This window comes from Clostridium sp. AF29-8BH (assembly GCF_003478145.1).
Classification (GTDB): Bacteria; Bacillota; Clostridia; order Lachnospirales; family Lachnospiraceae; genus Otoolea; species Otoolea fessa.
Genome location: NZ_QUEL01000024.1, coordinates 1 through 26,251 on the forward strand (window position 1 = coordinate 1; position 26,251 = coordinate 26,251).

The window sequence follows — 26,251 nt, forward strand, 5'->3', positions numbered from 1 at the left end:
CCCTGATAGCCGCCGCTTCTCTGGCCGTCGCGGTTTCCCTGATAGCCGCCGCTTCTCTGGCCGTCGCGGTTTCCCTGATAGCCGCTTCTCTGTCCATCACGGTTCTCCGCTGGAGCTGCGCTCTTAGCCGGCTCTGCGGTCTGCTCTGCACTTGCTGCTGCCGGACGGCTTGCCGGTGCGCCGGTCTTGGCTGCGTTTCCTGTATTGGCCTTGCCTGCCGGACGGCTTCCTCTCTGTACGCTGTTCTGCGGACGATAAACCGCTGCAATCCGCTTTTTCGGCGGCTCAGTTGTCTTCTCCGCCTCTTTCTTCTCTGCCTCTAACGGCTCTTTCTTTATATCTTCCACTCGATTTGTTTCCGCCTTTCCTGTATCTGTCTTTGACGCTGTCGTCTGTCTCTTTGCTCCTGCAAGGAAACATCTGACTGCTTCTGCCTGTTCCTCCGTCACCTTGGAAGAATGGCTTTTTACGTCAAAATGATTTTTCTGCAGTATCTCTAAAACTTCTTTATTTGATTTGCCAATCTGTTTTGACAACTCATTAACTCTCATGTTTTGCTACCTCCGTTCCGGCACTGCCTTCCCGTTCTGCATAAGCTCCTAAAAGAGCCCGCCCAGAAAAGCGTTAATCATCTAACTTCTCTCTTAACGCCTTTGCAAAACCGGAATCCAAAACGGCCAGAGACGCTCTCATCTCTTTTCCCATCGCGTGTCCCAGCTCTTCTTTCATGCCGAACTGGTACACGGGAACCTTGTAGTATGCACATGAATTTTCAAACATCTTTTTTGTATTATCTGACGCTTCTTCTGAAACGATCACCAGATACGCTTTTCCACTCTTGATCGCTTTCTCGGTCATGAACTCGCCGCTTGCCGTCTTACCGGCGCGCGTCGCCAGTCCCAGAAGATTCAGCACCTTTTTACGATTCTCCAAACTGCTCCATCTCCTTTTCCAGCGCCTCATAGACTTCCTTCGGAATCGCCATCTTGAGCGACCGCTCCAGTCCTTTGCTCTTTACCGCCTTTTTCCAGCAGTCCATCGAGGACAGAGGTAGGCGCCGCGTCCATTCCTACGGCCTGTCGCGTCAATCTCGATCGTATCGTCGGCTGTCTTTAAAACGCGGATCATTTCTTTTTTGCTCTTCATTTCTCCGCATCCGATGCACTGTCTGAGCGGCACTTTCTTTGCTCCCACTGTCTATCACTTCCATTTCTGTCAAATCCCGGTTCTGCTGCTTTCTTTCTGCCAAATCTGCTCGTTCCGCCCGAAATCAGCATCCCCGCACATTATCTGTCAGGATTATTCCTGCTCCGCTGCCGGCTCTTCTGTGCCTCAGCCGTCTCATTTTCTGCTGCCTCGGCTGCGTCTTCCTCTGCCACGCTGATCAGCGGGTCATCGGTGTAGCCCTCGAAGCCTTCCTCATAACCGCTCTCAAGCTCATCTAAAAGACCGGACTCTCTTGCCTGTGTCTCGCTCTTGATATCAATCTTGAAGCCGGTCAGGCGGGCTGCCAGGCGTGCATTCTGCCCCTCTTTACCGATTGCCAGAGAAAGCTGGTAATCCGGAACGATCACCTGTGCCTCGCGTGCTTCCTCATCTGCTGCAACCAGGATAACCTTTGCCGGGCTTAACGCGTTCTCAATCAGGAATGCAGGGTTGTCATCCCAGTTGATGATATCGATCTTCTCACCGCGCAGCTCATTGACAACCGCGCTGACACGCGCGCCGTTTAAGCCGACACATGCACCGACCGGATCGACGTTCGGGTCGTTGGAGCTGACTGCCATCTTCGTACGGGAACCTGCCTCACGTGCGATCGCCTTGATCTCTACGGTACCGTCTCGGACCTCGGCAACCTCAGACTCAAAAAGGCGTTTTACCAGATCTGGATGGCTTCTGGATACGGTGATACGCGGGTCGCGCTGTGTCTCTTTTACTTCGATGACATACAGTTTGATACGCTCGGTCGGTTTGAATACCTCGCCCTTTACCTGCTCACTCTCGTTCAAGATCGTGTCGATCTTGCCTAAGTTGATGCTGATGTTGCGTCCTACATAGCGTTGTACGATACCCGTTACGATATCTTTCTCTCTGCAGTGCCACTCCTCATACAGGGCGTTGCGCTCTGCCTCACGAAGCTTCTGTAAGATAACATTCTTCGCGTTCTGAACGGCGATACGTCCAAACTCCTTGGAATTGACAGAGAACTGAACGATGTCGCCCAGCTCATACTTGCTGTTTAAGAGCTTTGCCTCTGCCAGGCTTACCTGGGTCATCGGATCCTCTACGGTCTCCACAACCTCACGCTCTGCCACGATGGAAAAATCTCCTGTTTCACGGTTGATGTTTACCTTGACATTATCTGCCCGGCCATAATTGTTTTTGTATGCTGTCAGCAGAGAATTTTCAATTGCTTCTAAAAGAACATCTTTGCTGATATTGTTTTCTTTTTCCAGCAGATTTATTGCCTCAATCAACTCTTTATTCATTTTATTTTATCTCCTCCTACCGTCTAAAAATCAAAGGCTAAACGAATCAAAGCAATCTCTGATTTTTCAAATGTACGCTCGCTGCCGTCCTCCATCGTGATTGTCACAGAATCTGCGTCATAGGACGTAAGCGTTCCTGTAAATTCCTTCTGTTTGTCGATCGCTTTATACAGGCGGATCTCCACATCTTTGCCGATGCTTCTTGCAAAATCTTTCTCTTTCTTCAGAGGACGTCCCAGTCCCGGAGAACTCACCTCCAGTATGTAGCTGTCCTCGATGAAATCTTCCTTATCCAGCCATTCACCAAGCAGACGGCTGATTACCTCGCAGTCATCAACGGTAATACCGCCCTCTTTGTCAATGTAGCACCGCAGATACCAGACGCCGACCTCGCGGACATACTCCACATCAACCAGCTCAAACTGATGCTGCTCCAGAACCGGCGTGATCCACGCCTCTACCCGTGCTTCGTACTGCTCTCCCTTTGCCACACCCCCACCACCTTTCTATGAAATTAGAAAGAGTGGACTTTTTTGTCCACTCTTTCCAGTCAGTCTATTATGTTATCGTACCTAGTATAACATGCTTTTTTCGGAAGTTCAAGAGGTATTTCCTATTGTTTCTCTTTATTTACCGAATACAGCCTCATAATCTGCTTTGAATTTCTCGATACCAGCATCGGTCAGCGGGTGTTTTACCATCTGCATCAGAACCTTGAACGGAACAGTTGCGATGTCAGCACCAGCCTTCGCGCACTCGATGATGTGCATCGGATGTCTGGTGGAAGCACAGATAATCTCGGTGGAAATCTCCGGATAATTGTCAAAGATCTCTACGATATCGTAAATCAGGTCTGTACCGTTGGTGGAGATGTCATCCAGACGGCCTAAGAACGGAGAAACGTATGTAGCGCCTGCTCTTGCAGCCAGAAGTGCCTGGTTGGCAGTAAAGATCAGGGTTACATTGGTCTTGATGCCCTCAGCGGACAGAGCTTTCACAGCCTTTAAGCCCTCGGTAGTCATCGGGATTTTAACAACCATGTTCGGATGAATCTTAGCGATCTCACGACCCTCGGCGATCATATCCTCTGCCTTCACAGTCGTAGCCTTAACCTCACCGGAAATCGGTCCGTCTACAATGCTGGTGATCTCTTTGATAACCTCATTAAAATCACGACCTTCTTTTGCAATCAGAGACGGGTTTGTGGTAACGCCACAGATAATACCCATATCATTCGCTTCACGGATCTCATCAACATTCGCGGTATCAATAAAAAATTTCATTTCCCATATCCTCCTAATTTTTAATAGATAGCCAGTATCTCCTATATCTACTATGCATAAGTATACCATACTTGTCCCATCTATTTCCATACTTGTATCTATATTTTACAAATTGTTACTGTTCACGCATATGTGCCCAGTAACGGAATTTGCCGTGGCTTCGTATTTAAATACGGCAAATTTCTGCTGCCACCACGTTTTCTTACGGCACTTTCGGTTTCAAAAGTGCCTACCCGGGAACAGTAACTACAAATTCCCCTGTCCGTAATACGCCCCCGGGCCATGCTTGCGCAGATAATGTTTATCCTGCAGGCACTGCGGCGCTTCCTTCACATCCGGATTGATCATCTCGCAGCGCGCCGCCATCTTGGCAACCTCCTCGAGTACAACCGCGTTGTGAACCGCCTCATGGGCATCCTTGCCCCAGGTAAACGGTCCATGGTTCTTGCAGAGCACACATGGCACCGCCATCGGGTCGAGCTTCCTCTCCTCAAACAAATCTGCGATCAGCACGCCTGTGTTCCACTCATAATTCTTTAATTCTTCCTCATTTAAGTTTCTCGCGCATGGAACGGAACCGTAGATATAATCTGCATGGGTCGTTCCGTAGCACGGAATGTCGCGTCCCGCCTGCGCCCAGGAAGTCGCCCACGGGCTGTGCGTGTGAACCACGCCGCCGATCTTCGGAAAACGGTTATAAAGAATCAGGTGGGTTTTTGTATCAGAGGACGGATTCAGCGTTCCCTCAACGCGGTTTCCTTCCAGATCCATGACAACCATATCATCTGGCGTCAGTTTGTCATAGTCCACGCCAGACGGTTTGATGACAAACAGCCCCTTCTCACGGTCAATCCCGGAAACATTGCCCCAGGTAAAAGTAACCAGACCGTATTTCGGAAGCAGCATATTGGCTTCGTATACTTCTTTTTTTAATTCTTCCAGCATCGATTAAAACCTTCCTTCTACGGCGCCTCTCTCGGCAGCCAGACCATTGATATAGCTTGTCATAAACGCATTGAAGCCCTCGACATCCTTTGCATCCGGCTCCATCGTCTCCGCCTTTGCATCTGCAAATACCTGCTCATTTAAGTAATCGGACAAGCTCTGTCCCGGCTTCTTATCCTTGCGGTACGCCGCCAGAACCGCGATACCCCAGGCACCGCCCTCACCGGCTGTCTCCATAACGGATACCGGCACGTCAGCCGCTGCCGCCATGATACGCTGTCCAACACCCTTGGTCTTGAAGAATCCGCCATGACCCATCAGTTTATCCAGTGTCACGTGCTCTTCCTTGAACAGAATGTCCAGACCATATTTCAGGGTTGCCAGGGAACTGTATAAGTGGGTACGCATGAAGTTTGCCAGTCCCAGCTTGCTGTCGGGATGGCGCATAAACAGCGGGCGTCCCTCCTCGAAGTCGGTGATCGGCTCGCCGGAGAGGTAGCAGTAGGACATCAGTCCTCCGCAATCTTCATCGCCCTCAAGCGCCTTGCGGTACAGGGTTCCAAACAGGGTGTTGCGGTCTGTTTTCTGACCCATCAGCTCATAGAACTCTTCAAACAGACCTACCCAGGCATTCAGATCGGAGGTACAGTTGTTGCAGTGGACCATGCCGACCAGATGACCGTCCGGCGTAGTTACCATGTCAATCTCCTGGTGAACCGTCTCCAGAGTCTTTTCCAGAACAACCATTGCAAATACGGAAGTTCCGGCAGATACGTTACCGGTGCGGACTGCCACACTATTGGTTGCAGTCATACCGGTTCCTGCATCGCCCTCCGGCGGGCACAGCGGAATGCCAGCTTCCAGATTGCCGCTCTCATCCAGCAGCTTCGCGCCTTCCTCAGTCAGCTTCCCGCCTCATCGCCAGCGCTCAGAACCTCCGGCAGAAGGTCGCGCAGCTTCCACGGATATCCCTTCGGAACCATCATTTCTTCGAATTTATCCAGCATTTCAGCATCATACTGTCCGGTTGCCGGGTCGATCGGGAACATACCCGAAGCATCGCCGACGCCAAGTACCTGCTTACCGGTCAGTTTCCAATGTACATATCCGGCTAAGGTGGTCAGAAAATGCACGCGGGATACATGCTCCTCGCCGTTGATCACCGCCTGATACAGGTGTGCAATACTCCATCTCTGCGGGATATTGTAGTTAAACAGGTCCGTCAGGCGTCTTGCTGCCTCGGCGGTCATCGTATTTCTCCAGGTACGGAACGGAACGAGCAGTTTTCCGTCCGCATCAAATGCCATATAGCCGTGCATCATGGCGCTGACGCCCATCGCACCAACCCTTTTAAGCGTTAAACCGTATTGGTTCTTCACATCGGCAGCCAGATCCGCATAGCAGTCCTTTAAGCCTTTCCAGATATCTTCCAGGGAATAGGTCCAGATACCATTTTCCAGACGGTTTTCCCACTCATAGCTCCCCTGCGCGATCGGCGCGGTCGTGCCGTCCGTCAAGACTGCCTTGATTCGGGTCGAACCAAATTCAATTCCGAGCGCTGTATTTCCGCTCTCTATGTCTTTCTTGATCTCTTCCGCACTGCGGCCCATATCCATCCTCCTCATTGTAGCAAAAAGCGCACCGCCGCCGGAATTTTCATCCCCTTGGCTGCGGCACGCCCCGTCATTCATAACTATTCTATTTTCACAGTTGTGGCAAAAACTTATGCAGTTACGTCTTTTTCAAAAATTTTTATCTTTCAAACGCCCTATTATTTCATAAAGAATTTCTGTAAATCAGCCTCTGTCGTATCTTCGCCGATTGTAATTAACTCGGTACCGGTCAGACGCGCGAACATAGCGATGTCATCTCTCGTCAGAGCGGTAGATACAACGGAGTGATGAGCGCCGCCTGCGTAGCACCATGCAGCCGTACCGATCTGGAAGTTCGGTTTATGACGGTACATAATTCTCGCTACCGGAAGTTTTGGCATCGGTTTCGGCTGTTTTACAAGCTCGATATCTGCACAGATGATGCGGAAATGATCGCCCATATCTACCATCGTTACCTGGATACCATCGCCGGTCACGCCGTCGAAGATCAGTCTTGCCGGATCCTCCTTGCCGCCGATACCCAGCGGAATTACATCAATCTCCGGTTTGGTTGCTGCAAATGCCGGCGGAACCTCCAGCATATGGGAAGCTAACTCTAACTCCTGTCCCGGAGTCAGATCGTAGGTATAATCCTCGATAAAGCCGGTTGCTCCCTCTTTGCCCTCGGACATCTTCATCAGGACTGCAGACAGAGCGGAAATCTTGTAATCGCCCTCCGGACCAAAGCCGATGCCTTTGCCCATCAGGTTCTGTGCTGCGATACCCGGAAGCTGCTTTAAGCCGTGCAGATCCTGGAATGTATCAGCGAATGCGCCGATTCCGTTCGCGGAGAGAAATTTTTCCAGACCTACTTCATATTTAGCCTGCTCGCGGACAGAATCAATTCGGTCGGTCTTCATTGTATACTTATCGGTATACTCTTTCATCTTCGCGTCGATCTCTTCCTCGGTTACCTGGTTGATGATGCCAACCAGATCGCCCAGTGCGTAATAGTTGCACTCCCAGCCGTATTTGATCTGGCTCTCTACGCGGTCGCCGTCGGTAACCGCCACCTCGCGCATATTGTTGCCGAAGGAAGCCACCTTTAAGGACTTGGAGTAGGAGATAGCCTTTGCAACGGATGCAAACTGGCGGATCTTTGCTACCACATCATCATGTTTGTAATATCCAGCTACAACCTCATGCGGAATACCCATTCTGGCAACGATGAAGCCGTACTCACGGTCGCCATGTGCGGACTGATTCAGGTTCATGAAATCCATGTCAATCTCATCATACGGAAGCTTTTCATTTGCCTGTGTATGTAAATGAAGCAGCGGTTTTCTTAATTCCTGCAGACCCTTGATCCACATTTTTGCAGGGGAGAAGGTGTGCATCCATGTGATAACGCCGACACAGTCATCATCATTGGAAGCTTTCCGCATATCCTGAATACAGATTTCAGAAGTCTCTACGGTTGGAAGAAGTTCGATCTCTGCCAGATCGCCCACTTTTTCGTTTAAGAATGCAACCATCTGACGGCTGTCTTCTGCAACCTGTTTCAGGCATTCCTCTCCGTATAAGTCTTGGGAACCCACAATAAAGTATAACTTTTTCATTTTAATCTGCCTCCTTGTCATTTTCAATGTATATCCCGAACCGAATTTCCGTTGTTAAACATCACCGGAAACCGGTACGAATACTTCTTTTCCTGCCAGTCCGAATCCTCTATCATCCGCAGAAGATTGCGCGCTGTCAGCCGCCCAAGATTGTACTTGGGATGAATCACGGACAAGATCGTGAGATCCCCCTCCTGCACCGGTCCGGCATCATCAAACGATACCAGGGAAATATCTTCCGGCACGCGCAGTCCGCGGTCCTTTAAAAAATCCATATAGCTGCCCGCTACCTCGTCGTTGTAGAGGATCATCGCGGTACAGTCCTTCGTCCGGCGGTACATCCGCTGGAGTCCTTTTTTGCTTAATTTCTCTTCCATATCCCGGGTCGAATACCAGCGGATCCAGTCCTCCTGGAAATCGATCCCGAAATCCGACAGGCACTCGATAAAGCCGCGGTAACGCTCGATCCCCTGCCAGTCATCGTATTTGAAAATACCGCCGATCCGGGTATGTCCGTTCTGTATCAAAATCCGCGTCAACTCATAGCCCGCGCGCGCATCCGACATCTCCACGCTGTCAAACGTCTCATTCTGGTAATGATTGTGAATAAACAGCGTCGGAATATTTCTCCGCCGTATCTCCTTGTAAAGCCGCAGATTCGGATTCGGGAAACTGGAACGCGTCCCCTCGATGATGAGTCCGGACACATTGCGCCCCAGCATCCCCTTGAGATACAGGGCCTCATCATTTAAGCGGTTACGCGTGACCGAAACGCTGATCTCATAACCTTCCTCCCGCAGGACGGACTCGATTCCCTCGTACACCTGCGGAAACAGGTAATCTGAAAAATAACTGAGAATCAGTCCGATGCGGGGACGTTCTTCCTTATCCTTCTCCGGCGCATAGGAAACGTATGTGCCGCTTCCCTTGACCCGGGCAATCAGCCCGTCCTGCTCCAGGCGGTCGAGCGCGTTGCGGACCGTCTGGCGGGAGTATCCAAATTTATTCTGGAGCATATGCTCGGATGGAAACTTGTCCATATTCCGGAGCACCCCGCTCATAATCAGCGTCCGACCCCAGTTGTAGAGCTTCTGATATTTAAGTCCACCCTGATTCCGGCTGCTGTTCTCCCTCATACTGTAACCTCCAGATGTCGCTTTTGTCTGTCCTATTTGATAACCTGCAGAGACTGACGGTCTGCGAATACAGCTACGAATATCAGGAATACAACACCCTGGATGAGCTGCATCATCTGTGTGGTAAAGCCCATCATCGTCAGACCACTGTTCAGGACGATGTACAGAAGAGAACCAACGATGATATTCTCAAAACGTACCTTCGCACCACCGGAAATCGGCATACCGCCCAGTACCAGTGCAATCAGGATCTGGGTCTCAAGCTGGTTACCACCGGAAGAAGTAACCGAACCAACCTTGATAACATTGATAAATGCGGCAAATCCTGTGATCGCACCTGCCAGTGTGTAGATAAGGAACTTCATGCGGTCGGTACGGATGCCGGAGAACATCGCTGCTTTCTCACCTGCTCCGATCGCCTTTAAATAAGTACCAAACTTGGTAAAGCGGAATAAAATAAATCCGATAATCAGGACCACCAACGTACAAGCCAGCTTTAATTCAGTGCTGTCGAAGTTGATTAACATCGCAGAGCCGGCTACCGGCGCGTTGGTCGTCAGATATTTGATAAATCCACGGAATAAGAACATCGTACAAATCGTAACGATGAAGGATTTAATCTTGCGGTATACATAGAAGTAACCGTTGATGGCACCGATCGCTGCACCAACCGCGATACCTGCCACAATCGCCAGTGGAATGCTGGTCTTGGAAACCATGCAGACAACAATCGATGCAATACCAAGGATGGAACCCTGGGAGAAATCCAGACCGCCCATCGTCATGATAAAGAATACGCCGGTTGCCGAAATCATAGTGACATACACCTGGGAAAGTACCAGAGGAAGGTTATTCATCATCCGGAAATTCGTCAGGGCATTGAACATAAGAAAGATAATAATCAGTCCCGCAATCGGCAGAAGCGAACGGATCATCGTCATTTTTGATAACTTTTTGAGCTGCTGCTCTTTATTTTCCGTACTTGTCTTAACTTGATTCTCCATTGCATCCTCCTTATACCATCATCGTGATCAGGCTGTTCTCATCCATCGCCTCATCACGTTCCAGCTCACCGCTGATCTTGCCGTCCTTCATGATAATGATGCGGTCGCACATACCAATCAGCTCCATCAGCTCCTCGGAAATCATGATAATCGATTTTCCATTCTTTCTCATCTGGTTCATTAACTGGTAAATGTCCTGTTTAACCTTAATATCAATACCACGGGTCGGACTGTCGAGAACGACAATATCGGAATCTTTTCCAATCCATCTTGCCAGAACGACCTTCTGCTTATTACCACCAGAAAGCTCCGAAACAAACTGGTTTACGTTTACCATCTTGACGGACATCTGTTTTGCAAACTGGTTGGAAAATTCTCTTAATTTCTTATCGCTCAACAGGTGAATCTTGTTTGCCAGCGAATCCAGGGACGGCAGGCAGATGTTGTCGCCAATGCTCTGGTTTAAAACGACCGACTCATTATCACGATCCTTCGATGTATACGCGATGCTGTGCTTGATCGCGCTCGGGATATCGTTAATCTGCGTTCCGTCTGCCAGCTCTACCGTACCGGTTCTGTCATAGGATGCGCCGAAGATTGCTTTGCCGATCTCATGCATACCGGACTCAGACAGACCGCCGAAGCCCAGAATCTCGCCCTTGTGAAGGTCAAAAGACACATCCTCAATCAGTCCCGGAACCGTCACATTTTTCACTGAAAGAACCACTTCATCCGATACCTTCTCGCCGTAGTCTGCACGGTAATAATCACCGGTTACCTCACGACCTACCATCAGACGTTTCAGATCGTCCTCGGTCACATCCTTGCTCTTTACAGTGTCGATATAAACACCATCCCGCAGGATTGTGATGGTATCGGATTTATCCAGAATCTCCGGAAGGTCATGGGAGATAAAGATGACTGTGTTGCCGCTCTCACGGATGCGGTTCATGTGTTTGTAAAGTTCTTCACGACCTTCCTGGGAAAGTGCCGTGGTCGTCTCATCAATGACAACAATCTTCGGATTGAAGTAGGTCGCCTTTACGATCTCGACCAGTTTCCGGTCCTCGAAATTGTAGTTGTCGATAATGTCTGCCGCCTTGATACGCTCGAAGCCGTACTGTTTCAGAAGCTCCGTCGCCTTTTTATTCATGGCATTTGTATTTTTAATTCCCATATGTACGAACTGATCTTCGTGTCCCAGGAATATATTTTCCGCTACTGTAAGTCCTGACAAGGTTCCTAACTCCTGTACGATGATAGAAACACCCTCGTTGTTGGCTTCTACCTGATTCTTCGGATGAATCTCTTTCCCATCCAGAATGAAGGTACCGCTTCCGATACTGTAGATGCCGGTCAGCATGTTGGTCAGCGTCGATTTACCGGAACCATTCTCTCCGATCAGCGCGTGAACCTCGCCTTTATTGACATTAAAAGACACATTCTGAACTGCCTTCGTGATACCGAAGGACTTGCAAAGATTTTTTACCTGTAATCTTACCTCGCTCATTGCATTTCCTCCCTCGATTTACTTGACAATCTCGCCTTTTTCCGCTTTTGTGGTCAGCGTGATGATAATTAACAGTGCCAGACCCGTGATAACGTCCTGGATCGCTGTCGGTGCGCCCATCGCGATGAAACCAAAGAAAATAATGTTGATAACAAACTCGCCGATGACGATCGCCTGCAGCGGCATGCCATATTTCTTAAACGCCAGACCGAAGAAGCATCCCATCGTCGGAACGAAGTTACGGCTCATCGACGCCATACCGGTTACCGCTACCATGGAGGAACCGTAGCTGATCGTTAAAATCGCCATAACGCCTAAAAATGCGCCGCTTAAGATAAATGCAAGTACTTTGTACTTATTAACATTGATACCCATGTTTTTCGCTACGAACTCGTTGCTGCCGATCGCATATGTATACGTACCAATCTTTGTATAATTTAAGAAAATGTAAGCTGCCACACATGCCAGAAGTGCCAGAATAATGTTCCACGGCATCTGTCCGAATGCACGGAGGTTGGACGGAAGCGTCTGCTCCACGCCGCCTGCGATGTAGTTGGCAACCGACTCATAGATAAGAGCCAGACCCGTCGTTACAATCATGGACGGGATACGGAGTTTTACATAAAAAACACCGTTTAAAAGTCCGACAATCGTACCAGTCAGCACGCTGCCGATGATAAGACCGGCATATCCCATGCCGAAACGAGAGGCAAATACACAGCCTACAATCGCTGAAAGCATGATGTTCGCGCCGATGGAGAAATCGAACATACCCATAACCATAACAAAGTAAAAACCAACAGCGCCAACCGTCGCGATCAGGCTGGCCTGAAAATAACTCAGCATATTGGCCGGAGAACCAAAATTGCCCGGCGTCAAAGCTTTAAAAATCGCCCAGGAAAGCACTACCAAACCCACCAGGATGATATAACCCTTGGCAGTTCCCGAAAGTTTTTTCTTTCCGGTTGTTTCAACAACAGAAGAACCCATATTTTATACCTCATTCATAACTGCTCAGTTTCTTTTTTCTTTAAAGAAAAGACCGGCATCGCGCCGTGCGATACCGGCCTTTTCTATTACATTCAGCCTCTTAAAATTCTATAATTTGAATCAGTTTCTGAACTAATTAGTTGCCTGCTCTCTGTGCAGCATCCTCGATGGAGATACCAGCTGCAGTTGCTTTCAGGTCATCCAGGCTAAGCTCGGACATAGCTACCAGTTCCTCATCGGTGTATGGAAGCTGATCTACGAAGTACTGCTCATATGCTTTGTAGTCGTCCGGAGAAGATACATACAGATACGGGAACGGAACATCCTCGAAGTTGCCCTCGATACCTGTGTAGTTGCCCTTGATTGCGTTGTAAACCATCATGAAAGCGATAAGCGGATCGCAGTAATGTCCACCGGACTCACCGGCCATAGAACCATTTTCAAGTCTCTCGCCCAGATCCGGAAGGAAGTCTGTGGAAACGATGTCGATATCCTGAGTCTTGCCTGCACGCTCAACTGCTGCGATAGCGCCCTGAAGCGGGTCACCGCCGCCGCCTGCCGGAATCAGTGCATCCAGAGTCGGATCTGCGGACATCAGAGCCTCTGCTGCCTTGGAACCACCCTCAGAAGAAGTACCTGCGTACTGCGGCTCAGACAGTTTTGCCTGATCATCCGGATGCTCTGCGTTCCATTTCTCAACGCCAGCTTTGTAGCCTTCCCATCTGCCAAGCCAGGTAGCGTCGCCCTGCTCCCAGCCGATCAGACCGATGTTTCTGTCGCCCTTGTCCAGAAGAATCTGAACTAATTTTTCACCGTTCTCCGGCTCGTTCTCATGAACAGCGCCGATGTAGTACGGTGATGCGGTTGCTAAATCATAGATATCCTTGCTGTTCTCCTGGCTGATAACACGGAAGAACTGTGCCAGATATACTTTATTGTCATTACATGTCTTAATAGCGGATGTCATCTCTGTATCAGAAGAGTTGCAGATGATGATACCCTGGCATCCTGCTGCTGCTAACTGCTCTACGGATGCGGTAACCTTCTCCGACACATGACCCTGGTCAACATACTGAACCTGAACGCCAGAGCCTTTGCTGCCTCGTCGATGATCAGCTTACACTGGGAACCAAGTACATCGGTGGAGGACCAGATGGAAACACCGATCTTAATGTCTTTGTTGTCGATCGTCGAAGCTGCTGTCTCGCTTCCTTCTGCTGCAGAAGCATCTGCTGCCTGTGTCGCATTTGCTGCTCCAGAGCCGCCGCATGCGGTCATGCTCACTGCCATCGCTGCTGCTGTCATGGATGCAGCGGCACGTTTGAACATTTTTTTCATTCTAACTACCTCCCATAAAATTTTCTTTGCAAGCGGCACCCCAGCCGCACTGCTTTGTTGCTTTTCACAACTTTTAGTAATTTTATTATAGCAATCCAGGACAAATTGTGCAAGTAAATACAAGAGCATTTTTTCATAAAGTTGTATTTTATTTTGTATATTGTTATAAATTTAACGCCTGATTTTGACATCATTTTAGCAGGAATACAAATGATGCATAAATTAAAGCGGCTGTTTTCGCTAAATATTTATGCATCATGTATAGGTTTGCTGATTTCCTCTCGAATTATGTCGAATCAAGAGAATACAGCTTTATATTGTTTCTAATATGTACTGTACTTTTTTCAGATGTCTTCTCTCTCTTTGCATGGATATTTCCCGTCATTTTGACTGTTCTATCTTGATGCTGTCATACCAGACATTCATGCCGGTTTGTCTGTCTCCGGAAGAGAATTTCTACTTTTTCTTCTTTACCATCGCAAGGATCGACTGAAGCACAATGAAGAAGCATAAAAGCGCCGCGATCGTGATACGGGTCCACCAGGAAGAAAGTGTTCCCTGGAAAGTGATAAATGCCTCGATCGTCGCCTTGATAAGGACGCCAAACAGGGTTCCGAATACATTACCGACGCCGCCGGTCAAGAGCGTGCCGCCGATAACAGAGGAAGCTATCGCATCCATCTCGAAGCCCTTTGCCTGCTCAACGAAGCCGCCCAGCGTATTCAGACAGAACAGGACACTGCCGACGCCGCAAAGGAAACCGTCCAGGATATAGGCTTTCAGTTTTACCCGGCGCACATTCAAGCCCATCATCAGCGCTGACTGCTCGTTGCCGCCGATCGCATAAATGCTGCGTCCAAATTTCGTATATTTCAGCATGATAAATGCCAGAACCAGAAGAACCAGCGCAATCACAACCGTCGGATAGATATATGGATAAATCATCATGCCTTTTTTGTTGAGATAGCCGCCGAACGGAATATAAAGTTTCATCTTCGCCCATGCCATGAAAGTTTCATTCGTAATACTGATCATGTCCTTGGAAATGATCGCAGTCATGCCGCGGGCAAAGAACATACCCGCCAGGGTAACAATGAATGGCTGGATATCCATGTAGGCAACCAGGAATCCCTGTACCAGACCAAAGACAATCCCGGTCACCAGCACGATGAGAACCGCCGGAACCGCACCGATACCGCCTTTTTCCATCATCCATGCCAACATCATACAGCCCATCGCCACGAAAGAACCGACGCTGATATCGATACCGCCGGTGATCATGACGATCGTCATGCCGATACCGATGACAATCAGACCCGCATTGGAAATAAAGAGGTTTAAGAAGTTCTGTGTCTTGGCAAAGCCCTGTGCATTAAAGAGCACGCAGCCGATCGCGTACATCACAAAGAACAGTAGGATCGTGACAAGAAGCAGGAACGTGTTCTGATTTAATCTCTTCTTTTCTTTCATGATTTATGCCGCCTCCTTTCCTGCCGCGCCCAGTTCTTTTTTCTGTGCCAGAGATTTTCTCCATCTAGCGAATCCCGGTGACTGGAGTGCTACGATGATGACAACCACGATCGCCTTGTAAACCGGAACCTGATCCGAGGATACGTGCATCGCATACAGAGTGGTCGTCAGCGCCTGAATCGTATACGCGCCGATGATGGAACCTGCCAGCGAGAATTTACCGCCGCCAAGGGAGTTTCCGCCGATGGCAACTGCCAGGATCGCATCCAGTTCCATATTAAGACCGATGTTATTCGCATCCGCCGAGTAGATACGGCTGGAAGCAATCAGACCGGAAAGACCGGAACAGAGTCCACAGTACGCGTAGGTGAGGAAAATAATCATGACCGACTTGATGCCGACAAGCTGAGACGCCCGTTTATTGATTCCGACCGACTGGATATACATGCCCAGTGCCGTTTTCTTCAAAAGTAACGAAGTCAGTGCCACAACGACAACCGCCACGATAAACGGGGTCGGAACCGGGAATCCCGGAAGGGAAGCGCCCAAGGTGCGGTAGCTGTCCACGCGCACGTAAGTAATCTGTCCATCCGTGATCAGCTGTGCGATACCGCGCCCGGCGGTAAACATGATAAGAGTCGCTACCATCGGCTGGATGTTTAACTTTGCAACCAGAAAACCATTGAAGCAGCCGATCGCCGCGCCGACGATGAGCGCTGCCAGGAAGCCAAGAATCAGCGGATTGGCATATGCAGTTGCTGCGCGCTCGCCGCCGGTTAAGAGGTTGCAGCAGACTGCCGCACTGACCGCCATGATCGCGCCGACGGAAATATCTGTTCCAGCGGAGGACGATACGACAAGCGTCATGCCGACTGCCAGAATCACCAGCTCTGACGCACGGTTGATGATATCGATTAAGTATCCGTAGAGAACGCCGTTCCGCACCTCGATCGCGAAGAAGTTCGGCGTCGTGACGATATTTACCAGCAATACCAGCGCAAGGCAGAAAATCGGGAGAAACAGCCTCTGCGAGGTAATTTTTTTGAACGTCATATTTTTCATAGCTACTGTCCTCCTGCAATGGTTGACATGATGTTGGACTGGTTCATCTCATCCTCGGAAAGTTCTCCTACCTTTGCACCATCGCGCATAACGACCATGCGGTCGCAGGTACGGAGCATCTCCTCGATCTCGGAAGAAATGAACACGACTGCCATGCCCTGTTCTGCCAGTTTTACGACCAGTTTCTGAATCTCTGTCTTGGTTCCGACGTCGATACCACGGGTCGGCTCGTCCAGAATCAGGAAATCCGGGTTTGTCAGAAGCCAGCGTCCGATGATTACCTTCTGCTGGTTGCCGCCGGAGAGTGATTTGATTGGTGTCTCACGGCTGGCGGTCTTAATCTGAAGCATATCAATGTACTTATCGGTAAATTCTTCCTGCTGCTTGCGGCTGAGCAGGTGGAACATACCGCGTTTTGCCTGAAGTGCCATGATCAAGTTCTCACGCACGGACAGATCCGCGATGATACCCTCGTTTTTCCGATCCTCCGGCAGATATGCCATGCCGGCATTCATCGAAGTCAGCGGGTGGCGCGCCGCGATCGGTCTGCCCTTGACGCTCAGCTCGCCCTCATCCGGTTTTTCCGCTCCATAGAGGACACGGACCGTCTCAGAACGTCCCGAACCCAGAAGCCCGGTAAATCCGACGACTTCACCCTTGTGAATCACCAGATCAAACGGCTTTATGTATCCTTTCTTTCCGAGTCCCACCGCCTTAATGACGATGTCCTCTTCGCCGTGTTTCTCCTCACTCTTGGAATTCTTGATCGCTGCCAGATCATCGAAATCCTTTCCCATCATCTTGGCAACCAGCTGGACTCTCGGAAGCTCCGCCGTCGTAAATTGTCCTACCAGCTGCCCATTCCGAAGAACGGTGATCTTATCGCAGACTGCATACACCTGCTCCAGGAAATGGGTAACGAATATGATGCCGACGCCTCGGATTTCAAGCGGCGCATCAGATTAAAGAGCTTTTCTACCTCCCCATCATCGAGGGAGGAGGTCGGCTCATCAAGAATCAATACCTTTGCCGACATATCGACTGCACGGGCGATCGCTACCATCTGCTGAATTGCAATCGAATAATTGTCGATCGTCTGTGTTACATCTGCATGTATGTCAAGGTCCTGCAGCAGTTTGCTGGCCTTTTTATTCATTGTTTTCCAGTCAATCAATCCGCCTTTTCGCGGTTCGCGTCCGATAAACAGATTCTCTGCAACCGTCAGGTTCGGACAGAGATTGACTTCCTGATACACGGTGCTGATGCCCCGGTTCTGTGCTTCCTGAGGGCTGCGGTTGATGATCGCATGATCGCAGCCGTCTATCATGATTTCCCCTGTTTCAAACTCCTCTACACCCGTCAGGACTTTGATCAGCGTGGATTTTCCTGCGCCATTTTCCCCCATCAGGGCATGAATTTCGCCTTTTTTTAAGGTAAAATCCACATTCTGCAGAGCTTTTACACCCGGGAATGTCTTATAAATATGCCTCATCTCAAGAACGGAATCCTTTTCCATAAAAGCTTTGCCTCCTTATTTTTTGAAAAAGAAAGCGCAGGGACGGAAACCTAAGCCTCCAGCCCCGCGCCTCCTGATTGCCAAGTGCCTGCCGTCCGCCGAAACCTCCGGTCTGACACTCATTCACTTACGGTCAAAAGCGATTGCCTGTCCGATTATTTACATTTAAAAATACCATTCAAAATCGAATTAGTAAGCTCTTGTCTTTAAGATTTCTTCCAGATCCATGCTTGTATCGAAGTATGCTTCGTCTACGTACTGAATCTTCTCAACCTCTTCGCCTTTTTCCAGCTTCTGGATGATTTCAGCTACACGCGGACCATGAAGCGGGTTGCACTCGAAGGTTGCGTTTAAGTCACCAGCGATCATGGACTCGAAAGCTGCCTTTACAGAGTCAAAACTTACAACGATGATGTCGCCCTCCGGACCACAGGTCTTGCCAGCTGCCTTGATAGCATCGATGGCACCAAATGCCTCGTTATCATTCTCACAAATAACAACGTCGATGTCGTCATAGCTCTTTAAGAAGGACTCCATAACTTCCTGTCCTTTTGCCTGGGTGAACTCACCAGACTGTCTGTCAAGCATCTTCCAGTTGGAGTGCTCTTTCAGCTTGTTATCCATACCTTCCGTACGACCAACCTGTGCGGATGCACCGATGGTACCCTGAATGGTAACCATGTTGATCTCTTCGTCGCCGCGTCCCTGATCCTCTAAGTATTTAGCCAGCCAGTCGCCGCAGGTCTCGCCTTCTTTTACGAAGTTTCCGCCTACCCATGCCTCATACAGGCTGTCATCAGAAAGCTGCATCTGACGGTCAGAAAGGATAACCGGGATACCAGCCTCTTTTGCTTCTTCCAGAACGGTCTCCCATCCAGTCTCAACAACCGGAGCAACTACAATGTAGTCAACACCCTGCTGGATGAAAGAACGGATTGCCTTAATCTGATTTTCCTGTTTCTGCTGTGCATCGTCGAAAATCAGTTTGTAACCATTTTCCTCAGTAAATGTAGATTTGAAAGATTCGGTGTTGGCTGTTCTCCAGTCAGACTCAGCACCAACCTGTGCATAACCTACGGTAATCAGATCGCCGTCTGCTGCCGCTTCTTTCTCTTCACCCTCTTCTGCTGCCTCTGTATCAGCCGGAGCTGCTGCCTCCGTCTCTTTCTCAGCCGGATTGCTTGTACAAGCGGTCATGGATAACGCCATTGCTGCTGCTAAAGCTGCGGACACTAATCTTTTTCTCATACTGTTTCCTCCTTATAAGACCCAATATATTTGTTTTTGCGTATTTATTATAACAAAGTACCCCGCATCATGGATACGGGGCATCTTTGGAAAAAGGTATATTATTTTTTTGCGATGTTTGTCGTTTTCTGTGTTTTTCCGGGTATGTCTTTAAAAAATTACAATTTTTTTCGAAAAAGTTATGATTTTTTTTGATTTCCCAAATAAACCTTAAAGCAGGTGCCGATATTCTTTTCAGATTCAACCAGGATCTCAGCCTGATCGCCATAATACATCTGAATCCGCTGCACCACATTATGTAACCCAAATCCGCCGCTGCCGATCGGGGCAAGTTCCTCTTCCGGCTCCAGTGTCAGCTTGGCGCGCACGGCGGCAAGCTCCGCCTCATCCATGCCAATCCCATCGTCCTCCACCTCAAAGACAAGCCCATTCCGATCCTCATAGCCGCGGAGCACAATGCATCCGCCGCCGCGCTTATTTTTGATGCCGTGGTAGAGGGCATTTTCCACCAGCGGCTGCAGCAGCATTTTCAGCACAATCCGGTGCCGGATGGACGGCTCGATCTCGATCGAATAGTCGAGAATGTCCTCGTACCGGATCTTCTGAATCTTTAAATAGCTCCGGATGTGTGATTCTTCCTCCTCGATCGTGATAAAATCGCGCCCGCCCGATAAAACCGTGCGAAAAAAGTCGCTTAAATCCGTCGTCATCTCCACGACCTGGCGGTTGTTGCCGCCCTCTGCCATCCATACGATCGAATCAAGTGTATTATAGAGGAAATGGGGACTGATCTGCTCCTGGTGGAGGCGCAACTCCAGCTCCCGCAGGTTCTTCTGCTCCTGCCTCGTCTTATCAAGCAGCCGCCGGATGCGGTCGCTCATCTGGTTAAACGCCCGTGCCAGCACGTTGATCTCTTCCAATCCGCCCGTTCTCGCCCTCGCATTCAGGTTCCCGCGGCCGAGCTGTTCTGCCGTCCTCTGTAACTGCTGCAGCGGTTCCGTGATGGATTTCGTGATCGTAACTGCCAGAAACATACCGACCACCAGCACCACCAGAAGAAGTGCCAGATAGCTCTGCATCTGATCCGCCATCTGCACCTTCAGCTCTTTCTGAAGCTGCTCCATGTTGATCATCTCATAATAGGTATACTGCGTGATGTAATCCTGAATCATCGAGCACAGACCCTGGATGTCATTCTCCCAGATATTGACATTTTCATCGTAATATCCACCGGCGGCGGCATTTCCAATCATTTTATCCACTGCCCGCTCCAGGGAATCCAGACAGGAGAGGATACCTCTTATCTTGATATCACAGTCCGACCCCGGTTCCCGCTCGATCGTCGTTCCGAACGCCTGTCTCGCCGACGCAATCAGGCTGTGGGGATTCTTGACCACCGTCGCATACTTCGTCTCGCCCTCGACAATATCTCCATTTTCGAACTGTTCCGCGTCAATCAGCCCGATCATAACACGGTACATCGAATACTCCATATCCGATTTGAACTTTATGTTGTACTCATTCGCCGTCTTTAGATTCGCCAGAATCGCGTCATAGGAAGCAGAATAGGAGGCGATCATCTTCTGGAACCCGAGCGCCATGCCTGTTAATGGAATGGCAATCACGAAGAGGAGAAGGATCAGACGGGCGCGGAGAGAAAGAGGGCGATATGGACGGGCAGCGGATAACGAATCAACGCCCGGATCCTGATTTTTATTCAACTCTGCCATCTCTTCTGTTTTTCCAATCTGCCCCTGCTCCACTCCCATATCTTTCCTCCCTTTTTGAACACCTATGTACTTTCGGAATCTTTCTGTGCTTGATTTTGTGAGATGATTTTTTGTCAGTTGTGCCCAAATTTCTGAGGCGTACGCGGTACGTACGTTGATGAAATTCGGGTGCAGCTGGCGGAAAATCAGCCACAAAAGCAAGTGCAGAAAGACTCCGAGAGTACATACCTTCCTTACTCCTGCCGCGTCTGGCTCGCCTTATACTCTTTTGGCGACTGCCCCATCGCTTTTTTGAACGCCGCGCTGAAATAGTGTGAATCGTTGTATCCCACCTGCTCCCCGATCTCGAACGTCCGGTAGGAGGTGCATTTCAAAAGTTCACATGCCCGTTCCATCCGCACCTGCGTCAGATACTCCACAAAGGACTGCCCCGTCTCCTGCTTGAAAATCGAACTGAAATAGCTCGGACTGACGCCAATGTGCGCAGCAATCCGGTTCAGCGACAGGTCGCTCTGGCTGAAATTTGCCCGGATATATTCCTTTGCATCCCGAATCACGCTGCCATAACGGTCGTTCGATGCCCGGTCACGCGCCTGCAGGGCAACCGTAAACTCATCGACCAGATAGGCTTTCGTCATCTCCACGCTCTCGATCACCTTCGGAACCCGTTTTATGTCAACCACACTTTCCGGAACCTCCGGCGGATCCGCTTTCAATTTCTTCAAAAACTCCTGCACACAGTAAAAAATATCCATCGTCATATACTGACGCAGCAAGAGCGATTTGTAATTATGTTCACCGATCGCTGCAAAATACTCCTCGACAAACGGACTGCACTCTTCGACTGAGCCGAGCTTTAAAAAATCGTTGATAAGCTTCCGGTCAACGCCGCTGTAATCCGTTTTGTCCAGAAATTCTGTATATTTTTCGTAGCTGACAAAATACCTCTCCAGAAGCTTTGATTTTTCCCGCTCTTCCCGGATCTCGTCCGCCGCCTTTTTCAACGCATCGATGAGTCCCGCCGAGGATACCGGTTTCAGCAGATAATCGCTGATTCCTATCTTGATCGCCTCTTTTGCATATTCAAATTCATTGTAGCCGCTGAGCACGATGATCCGCGTGCGCGGAAGCGTCTTTTTCACCAGACGGCTCAGCTCCAGCCCGTCCATAAACGGCATCTTGATATCCGTTACCAGAATATCCGGCTGTGCCTTCAATATCAGCGGATACGCGTACTCGCCGTCGCCCGCCTCCCCCGCAAATTCAAATCCGTGGCTCGCCCAGTCAATATTATCCCGTATACCGTGCCGGATGATTGCCTCATCCTCTACCAGAAACACCTTTACCATGGTTTTCCCCCCTGGACTCCATTTTTCTCTGTCCTTTTTATCCATTTGCCCGAATACACCCGTTTTTCATTTCCGTCCACACGCCATTTTGCCGGCTGAAAATATTCACGCCTTACTTCTTCTCACTCACTTCATACAAATCACTCCGCCGGTTTTCCAGCGACGGAATCTGCTTCCGTATCTTCTCCAGATAATCTAAATCAATCTCCGCATAGGTGATCCCCGGTGCATCCTTTGACCGTGCAATCACCGTTCCCCACGGATCTGCCACCAGGCTGTTGCCGTATGCCGCATATGCCGGTTTCTGTCCAATCTGTCCCGGTGCCACGATGTAACAGCCGTTCTCGATCGCCCGCGCCCGCAGAAGAACCTCCCAGTGATCCTTTCCCGTCGGCATCGTAAAGCTCGCTGGAACAAAGATAACCTGCGCCCCACGAAGCGCCATGAGCCGGTAAATCTCCGGAAAACGCACATCATAGCAGATCGACATTCCAAAAATGCCCAGCTCCGTCTCCACCGTCACAATCGAATCGCCCGGTTTGACCCGGTCCGACTCCCGGTACGGCGTGCCGTCCGCCAGCGTGATGTCAAACATATGCAGTTTGCTGTATGTCGCCAGAATCTTCCCCTCCGGCGAAATCAGCACACTCGTATTTGCCGATCGTTTTTCCCCCGGAAGTGCCTGCGTGATACTGCCCCCGTGAATATAGACGCCGTGTTCCTTCGCTTTCGCGCAGAGGCGCTCGGTCGTGTACCCCGGAATTTCCTCGCGTCCGCCGCCTTCACCGATATTTTTGCCGATCAGATTCATCACCTCCGGGAAACAAATAAGCTTCGCCCCTTTTGCCGCCGCCTCGTCAATCCAGGCGCATGCCGTCTCCAGATTCTTTCCTTTATCATTCTGTGTATCCATCTGCATCAATGCCACTGTATATCTGCGTATCATAAATACCCCCTGTATCCTGTCTATAAGCGCTTTTCTCTCCACAATTACCTATATTTTATTATAGCATCTCTTTTCCACACGGGTCAACCAATGCAAGGCGCTTCTCACACAACCTGTAACCCGGCTGTTACTGGGCACGTATGCCTGAACCAGTAACCCGGCTTTGTTACTGTACACGCATACGTGTCCAGTAACGGAATTTGCCGTGGCTTCGCATTTCAATACGGCAAATTCCTGCTGCCACCACGTTTTCTTACGGCACTTTCGGTTCCAAAAGTGCCTACCCGTATACAGTAACCCGGCTTTTCACTTCCGCATATTATTAAAGTAAGAATGTTTCAAGGAGCGTAACTGTCCCACTGATACACAGTTACCCAGGTATTTGCTTATGCCGCCCATTCTGGAAGTTTCCGGGCTTTCCTACTCCTACCACACGATATCCGGGGAGACGAAAGCCCTTTCTGATATATCATTTCAGGTAGAAACCGGCGAATTTATCGCCATTGTCGGACCGTCCGGCTGTGGAAAATCCACGCTGCTCTCCTTAATCAGCGGGCTCCTGCCGCCGGAAGAGGGTTCCATTCTTATAAATGGGGTTCCGCTCTCGAAAAGCCAGTGCCGCATCGGTTATATGCTGCAAAGCGACCAGCTTTTCGAGTGGAGGACGATCATCCAGAATGCTGCCCTCGGGCTGGAAATCCAGAAAAAAATGGATCATGCCGCGGAAGACCGCCTCCACCGGCTCTTAAAACTCTACGGACTGGAACAATTTGAGCATTCCCGCCCCTCCGAACTATCCGGTGGAATGCGCCAGCGCGCCGCCCTGATCCGGACACTGGCGCTGGAACCGGAGCTTCTGCTTCTCGACGAACCATTTTCGGCGCTCGATTATCAGACACGCTTAACCGTCTGCGACGATATCAGCACCATCATCCGGGAGAGCCGCAAAACAGCGATTCTGATCACCCACGACCTCTCCGAAGCCGTGAGTGCCGCCGACCGCATCCTGGTTCTGACTAAACGCCCCGGAACCATCTGCCGCATCCTGCCGGTTACCTTCCCGCTGTCCGCTAACCGACCGCTGGAACGCCGGAATGATTCGGCTTTTTCTCTTTATTTCAATGAACTATGGAAGACACTGCAAGGGGAGGGCAAAAAGTATGAAATGTAAGAAAGAATCCACCGCCCAGAAAGCCTACCTCCGCCGCCAGCTCCATCGGCGCCGTCTGGTTCTCTTCTGCCGGATTTTCTTATTCGTTTTCTTTTTAATCTGCTGGGAAATGAGCGCCCGACTGGGGCTCATCGACGCGTTTATTTTTAGTTCCCCGTCACGCACCGTGCGCTGTTTCCTGCGGATGATGCAGGACAAAAGCATCCTCATCCACACCGGCGTGACGCTCTATGAAACGCTGATCAGCTTTACACTGGTCATCCTCTGCGGGCTGATCGGCGCGGTTCTCCTCTGGTCGAGCCGGAATCTTTCAGAGATTCTGGAGCCGTATCTCGTCATGCTCAACAGTCTGCCGAAATCCGCCCTCGCCCCGATTCTCATCGTCTGGCTTGGGAGCAACATCCGCACGATCATCGTTGCCTCCATCTCGGTCGCTGTCTTCGGCTCGATCCTGACACTCCACAACGGATTTTCCTCGATGGATCCCGACCAGATCAAATTAATCCGGTCCCTCGGAGGAAACCGGATTCATATTTTAACCAAAGTCCTGCTGCCAGGCTCAATCCCGCTGATTCTCGCCAACATGAAGGTCAACATCGGTCTCTGCCTAGTTGGCGTCATCATCGGTGAATTTCTCGCTGCCAAACAGGGACTCGGATATCTGATCATCTACGGCTCACAGGTATTCCAGATGGATATGGTTGTGATGAGTATTATTCTTTTATGTATTATGTCTGCGGCGCTATATCAAGGAGTAGGAATACTGGGAAAATTTCTACAGCAGCAATATCACCAGCATTAAAGCAATCTGTCCACTGCTTCACGTTTGCTGTTCTTAGCGCCTGCATTTTTCCGCATCCTGTTCCCGCCAAAGCCTGTTTCCTGCCGCTTTTCTTTCCTGCATCTTGTAGAAAACTTGCAGGAAACAGACTTTACAGCTTCTGCTCCTTCTCCAGCTTCTCTGCTTCTTCCATCTCCTCTGCCGCCTCGACTGCCGTCTCCTCCGGAGTCTCGCTTTCAAGCGGAGCCGTACCGACCGCGATAAAGGTTCTCGCAACCGCCAATGGCAGAAAGCTACATAGGCGCTGTAGATGCCGAACTGACCGACCGCCCACGCTCCGAGTACCACGCCCAGGAAAAAGCTGATGACCGTATAGGTATAAAGAATTGCTTTTCTCTTAAATTCCTTATCCTTTGTCAGACCGTACTGCAGCCAGCCAAGCACCGACTGTTTGAAGTTGTTCGTCATAAAGATCGTCGCGCTGTTAAATCCGTCGGCACCGGAATAGACGCCCCACTGAAATGCAGATGCAAAGAAAATCGGATAAATTCCGACCAGCGCCGGTTCAAGCGGCAGCATCGACGCCAGTGCCAGCGCAGCCGCATCCACCCAAAGGGCAAGTTTCCGCATGTTTATCTTCGTAAAGTTCGTGAGCAGATATGCGGATGCCACGCCCAGTCCAAACAGCACCAGCGCAGCCAGACGCAGAAGGACGTTAAACCACTCCATCGACACCAGTTCCGCTCCCATCTCCATCAGGTTGCCTGTCTGAGCAGAGCCAAAGTTTCCGGCATGAAGCAAAATCGCATAGGCTCCGAGAAATCCCCCGACCAGGGATATATTCCAATGAAGGATCGCATCCAGGCGATCCCGAATCACTTTCTGTACCATACCATTACCGCCTTTCGCGGTTGATTGTATCGCGCGGCGGCTGGATCGTCAATGACAATTTACAAAAAATTACCATTTCTATCATAGACATTATCTATATAATAGCAAAAAAACAGCCCCTGCCACACGACAGGGACTGCCTTTTATATTAGACTCTAGGAGTTAAGCTCTATATCTAATA

Annotated in this window: 22 protein-coding genes and 3 pseudogenes; 2 read left to right on the forward strand and 23 right to left on the reverse strand. The window is 49.9% G+C overall.

Annotated features, from left to right (window positions below; genetic code table 11):
• The 22 genes and pseudogenes from DWZ16_RS12575 to DWZ16_RS12675 form a co-directional block, all read right to left on the reverse strand.
• Positions 1-551 (reverse strand): translation initiation factor IF-2 N-terminal domain-containing protein (locus DWZ16_RS12575; RefSeq protein ID WP_182427367.1); only part of this gene is annotated, 551 nt, incomplete at its 3' end.
• 73 nt (positions 552-624) lie between these two features.
• Positions 625-933: a L7Ae/L30e/S12e/Gadd45 family ribosomal protein gene (locus DWZ16_RS12580; RefSeq protein ID WP_107000578.1), complete on the reverse strand. Its 309-nt coding sequence runs from the start codon at positions 931-933 to the stop codon at positions 625-627.
• Positions 920-1,146: pseudogene (locus DWZ16_RS12585) on the reverse strand (YlxR family protein). The gene DWZ16_RS12580 and the pseudogene DWZ16_RS12585 overlap by 14 nt, the downstream one beginning before the upstream one ends.
• A gap of 140 nt (positions 1,147-1,286) precedes the next feature.
• Positions 1,287-2,489, reverse strand: coding sequence for a transcription termination factor NusA (gene nusA / locus DWZ16_RS12590; RefSeq protein ID WP_118522973.1), 1,203 nt, complete (start codon positions 2,487-2,489; stop codon positions 1,287-1,289).
• A gap of 23 nt (positions 2,490-2,512) precedes the next feature.
• A complete protein-coding gene (gene rimP / locus DWZ16_RS12595) occupies positions 2,513-2,980 on the reverse strand; it encodes a ribosome maturation factor RimP (protein WP_118468290.1) in 468 nt (155 codons plus the stop codon).
• A 135-nt stretch (positions 2,981-3,115) separates the two neighbouring features.
• The gene (gene fsa, locus DWZ16_RS12600; RefSeq protein ID WP_022358583.1) at positions 3,116-3,772 is read right to left on the reverse strand and encodes a fructose-6-phosphate aldolase; all 657 of its coding nucleotides are present in this window, start codon (positions 3,770-3,772) and stop codon (positions 3,116-3,118) included.
• Positions 3,773-4,018: 246 nt separating this feature from the next.
• The gene (locus DWZ16_RS12605) at positions 4,019-4,717 is read right to left on the reverse strand and encodes an L-ribulose-5-phosphate 4-epimerase (protein ID WP_107000582.1); all 699 of its coding nucleotides are present in this window, start codon (positions 4,715-4,717) and stop codon (positions 4,019-4,021) included.
• Positions 4,718-4,720: 3 nt separating this feature from the next.
• Positions 4,721-6,327: pseudogene (locus DWZ16_RS12610) on the reverse strand (FGGY-family carbohydrate kinase).
• A gap of 161 nt (positions 6,328-6,488) precedes the next feature.
• The gene (gene araA, locus DWZ16_RS12615) at positions 6,489-7,928 is read right to left on the reverse strand and encodes an L-arabinose isomerase (RefSeq protein WP_118522974.1); all 1,440 of its coding nucleotides are present in this window, start codon (positions 7,926-7,928) and stop codon (positions 6,489-6,491) included.
• Positions 7,929-7,951: 23 nt separating this feature from the next.
• Positions 7,952-9,064 carry a GntR family transcriptional regulator gene (locus DWZ16_RS12620; protein WP_107000585.1) on the reverse strand — a complete coding sequence of 371 codons (1,113 nt, stop codon included), beginning with the start codon at positions 9,062-9,064 and terminating at the stop codon, positions 7,952-7,954.
• A 32-nt stretch (positions 9,065-9,096) separates the two neighbouring features.
• Positions 9,097-10,068: an ABC transporter permease gene (locus DWZ16_RS12625; RefSeq protein WP_107000586.1), complete on the reverse strand. Its 972-nt coding sequence runs from the start codon at positions 10,066-10,068 to the stop codon at positions 9,097-9,099.
• Between the two features lie 10 nt (positions 10,069-10,078).
• Complete coding sequence (locus tag DWZ16_RS12630) at positions 10,079-11,578, reverse strand: sugar ABC transporter ATP-binding protein (protein WP_117796233.1); 1,500 nt, start codon at positions 11,576-11,578, stop codon at positions 10,079-10,081.
• An 18-nt stretch (positions 11,579-11,596) separates the two neighbouring features.
• Positions 11,597-12,568: an ABC transporter permease gene (locus tag DWZ16_RS12635; RefSeq protein WP_107000588.1), complete on the reverse strand. Its 972-nt coding sequence runs from the start codon at positions 12,566-12,568 to the stop codon at positions 11,597-11,599.
• Positions 12,569-12,704: 136 nt separating this feature from the next.
• Positions 12,705-13,622: a substrate-binding domain-containing protein gene (locus tag DWZ16_RS12640; RefSeq protein ID WP_243022553.1), complete on the reverse strand. Its 918-nt coding sequence runs from the start codon at positions 13,620-13,622 to the stop codon at positions 12,705-12,707.
• Entirely contained in the window at positions 13,595-13,906 is a 312-nt protein-coding gene (locus DWZ16_RS16995) for a hypothetical protein (protein ID WP_412694348.1), read from the reverse strand. The genes DWZ16_RS12640 and DWZ16_RS16995 overlap by 28 nt, the downstream gene beginning before the upstream one ends.
• Positions 13,907-14,362: 456 nt before the next feature.
• Positions 14,363-15,376: an ABC transporter permease subunit gene (locus tag DWZ16_RS12645; RefSeq protein ID WP_107000590.1), complete on the reverse strand. Its 1,014-nt coding sequence runs from the start codon at positions 15,374-15,376 to the stop codon at positions 14,363-14,365.
• Positions 15,377-15,379: 3 nt separating this feature from the next.
• The gene (locus DWZ16_RS12650; RefSeq protein ID WP_118522975.1) at positions 15,380-16,438 is read right to left on the reverse strand and encodes an ABC transporter permease; all 1,059 of its coding nucleotides are present in this window, start codon (positions 16,436-16,438) and stop codon (positions 15,380-15,382) included.
• 2 nt (positions 16,439-16,440) lie between these two features.
• Positions 16,441-17,954, reverse strand: a pseudogene (locus DWZ16_RS12655) (sugar ABC transporter ATP-binding protein).
• A gap of 189 nt (positions 17,955-18,143) precedes the next feature.
• Entirely contained in the window at positions 18,144-19,202 is a 1,059-nt protein-coding gene (locus DWZ16_RS12660; RefSeq protein ID WP_107000593.1) for an ABC transporter substrate-binding protein, read from the reverse strand.
• A 179-nt stretch (positions 19,203-19,381) separates the two neighbouring features.
• A complete protein-coding gene (locus DWZ16_RS12665; protein ID WP_118522976.1) occupies positions 19,382-20,971 on the reverse strand; it encodes a sensor histidine kinase in 1,590 nt (529 codons plus the stop codon).
• Between the two features lie 194 nt (positions 20,972-21,165).
• Positions 21,166-22,281 carry a response regulator transcription factor gene (locus tag DWZ16_RS12670; protein ID WP_118522977.1) on the reverse strand — a complete coding sequence of 372 codons (1,116 nt, stop codon included), beginning with the start codon at positions 22,279-22,281 and terminating at the stop codon, positions 21,166-21,168.
• Positions 22,282-22,393: 112 nt separating this feature from the next.
• On the reverse strand, positions 22,394-23,227 hold the full coding sequence (locus DWZ16_RS12675; protein WP_118522978.1) for a carbon-nitrogen hydrolase family protein: 834 nt from the start codon (positions 23,225-23,227) through the stop codon (positions 22,394-22,396).
• A 388-nt stretch (positions 23,228-23,615) separates the two neighbouring features.
• Here DWZ16_RS12675 and DWZ16_RS12680 point away from each other — a divergent pair, with 388 nt between their 5' ends.
• The gene (locus DWZ16_RS12680; RefSeq protein WP_118522979.1) at positions 23,616-24,398 is read left to right on the forward strand and encodes an ABC transporter ATP-binding protein; all 783 of its coding nucleotides are present in this window, start codon (positions 23,616-23,618) and stop codon (positions 24,396-24,398) included.
• Positions 24,388-25,200: an ABC transporter permease gene (locus tag DWZ16_RS12685; RefSeq protein WP_107000597.1), complete on the forward strand. Its 813-nt coding sequence runs from the start codon at positions 24,388-24,390 to the stop codon at positions 25,198-25,200. The genes DWZ16_RS12680 and DWZ16_RS12685 overlap by 11 nt, the downstream gene beginning before the upstream one ends.
• Before the next feature lie 33 nt (positions 25,201-25,233).
• On the opposite strand, the gene DWZ16_RS12690 is transcribed toward DWZ16_RS12685, so the two are convergent.
• Positions 25,234-26,070, reverse strand: coding sequence for a YoaK family protein (locus tag DWZ16_RS12690; RefSeq protein WP_243022026.1), 837 nt, complete (start codon positions 26,068-26,070; stop codon positions 25,234-25,236).
• Between the last annotated feature and the right edge of the window lie 181 nt (positions 26,071-26,251).

What these genes read in the sequence shown, in the direction of transcription:
- nusA (WP_118522973.1), bottom strand. Translation starts at nt 2,489, where the DNA reads ATGAATAAAGAGTTGATTGAGGCAATAAATCTGCTGGAAAAAGAAAAC.
- fsa (WP_022358583.1), bottom strand. Translation starts at nt 3,772, where the DNA reads ATGAAATTTTTTATTGATACCGCGAATGTTGATGAGATCCGTGAAGCG.
- DWZ16_RS12605 (WP_107000582.1), bottom strand. Translation starts at nt 4,717, where the DNA reads ATGCTGGAAGAATTAAAAAAAGAAGTATACGAAGCCAATATGCTGCTT.
- araA (WP_118522974.1), bottom strand. Translation starts at nt 7,928, where the DNA reads ATGAAAAAGTTATACTTTATTGTGGGTTCCCAAGACTTATACGGAGAG.
- DWZ16_RS12620 (WP_107000585.1), bottom strand. Translation starts at nt 9,064, where the DNA reads ATGAGGGAGAACAGCAGCCGGAATCAGGGTGGACTTAAATATCAGAAG.
- DWZ16_RS12625 (WP_107000586.1), bottom strand. Translation starts at nt 10,068, where the DNA reads ATGGAGAATCAAGTTAAGACAAGTACGGAAAATAAAGAGCAGCAGCTC.
- DWZ16_RS12630 (WP_117796233.1), bottom strand. Translation starts at nt 11,578, where the DNA reads ATGAGCGAGGTAAGATTACAGGTAAAAAATCTTTGCAAGTCCTTCGGT.
- DWZ16_RS12635 (WP_107000588.1), bottom strand. Translation starts at nt 12,568, where the DNA reads ATGGGTTCTTCTGTTGTTGAAACAACCGGAAAGAAAAAACTTTCGGGA.
- DWZ16_RS16995 (WP_412694348.1), bottom strand. Translation starts at nt 13,906, where the DNA reads ATGAAAAAAATGTTCAAACGTGCCGCTGCATCCATGACAGCAGCAGCG.
- DWZ16_RS12645 (WP_107000590.1), bottom strand. Translation starts at nt 15,376, where the DNA reads ATGAAAGAAAAGAAGAGATTAAATCAGAACACGTTCCTGCTTCTTGTC.
- DWZ16_RS12650 (WP_118522975.1), bottom strand. Translation starts at nt 16,438, where the DNA reads ATGAAAAATATGACGTTCAAAAAAATTACCTCGCAGAGGCTGTTTCTC.
- DWZ16_RS12660 (WP_107000593.1), bottom strand. Translation starts at nt 19,202, where the DNA reads ATGAGAAAAAGATTAGTGTCCGCAGCTTTAGCAGCAGCAATGGCGTTA.
- DWZ16_RS12665 (WP_118522976.1), bottom strand. Translation starts at nt 20,971, where the DNA reads ATGGGAGTGGAGCAGGGGCAGATTGGAAAAACAGAAGAGATGGCAGAG.
- DWZ16_RS12670 (WP_118522977.1), bottom strand. Translation starts at nt 22,281, where the DNA reads ATGGTAAAGGTGTTTCTGGTAGAGGATGAGGCAATCATCCGGCACGGT.
- DWZ16_RS12675 (WP_118522978.1), bottom strand. Translation starts at nt 23,227, where the DNA reads ATGATACGCAGATATACAGTGGCATTGATGCAGATGGATACACAGAAT.
- DWZ16_RS12680 (WP_118522979.1), top strand. Translation starts at nt 23,616, where the DNA reads ATGCCGCCCATTCTGGAAGTTTCCGGGCTTTCCTACTCCTACCACACG.
- DWZ16_RS12685 (WP_107000597.1), top strand. Translation starts at nt 24,388, where the DNA reads ATGAAATGTAAGAAAGAATCCACCGCCCAGAAAGCCTACCTCCGCCGC.
- DWZ16_RS12690 (WP_243022026.1), bottom strand. Translation starts at nt 26,070, where the DNA reads ATGGTACAGAAAGTGATTCGGGATCGCCTGGATGCGATCCTTCATTGG.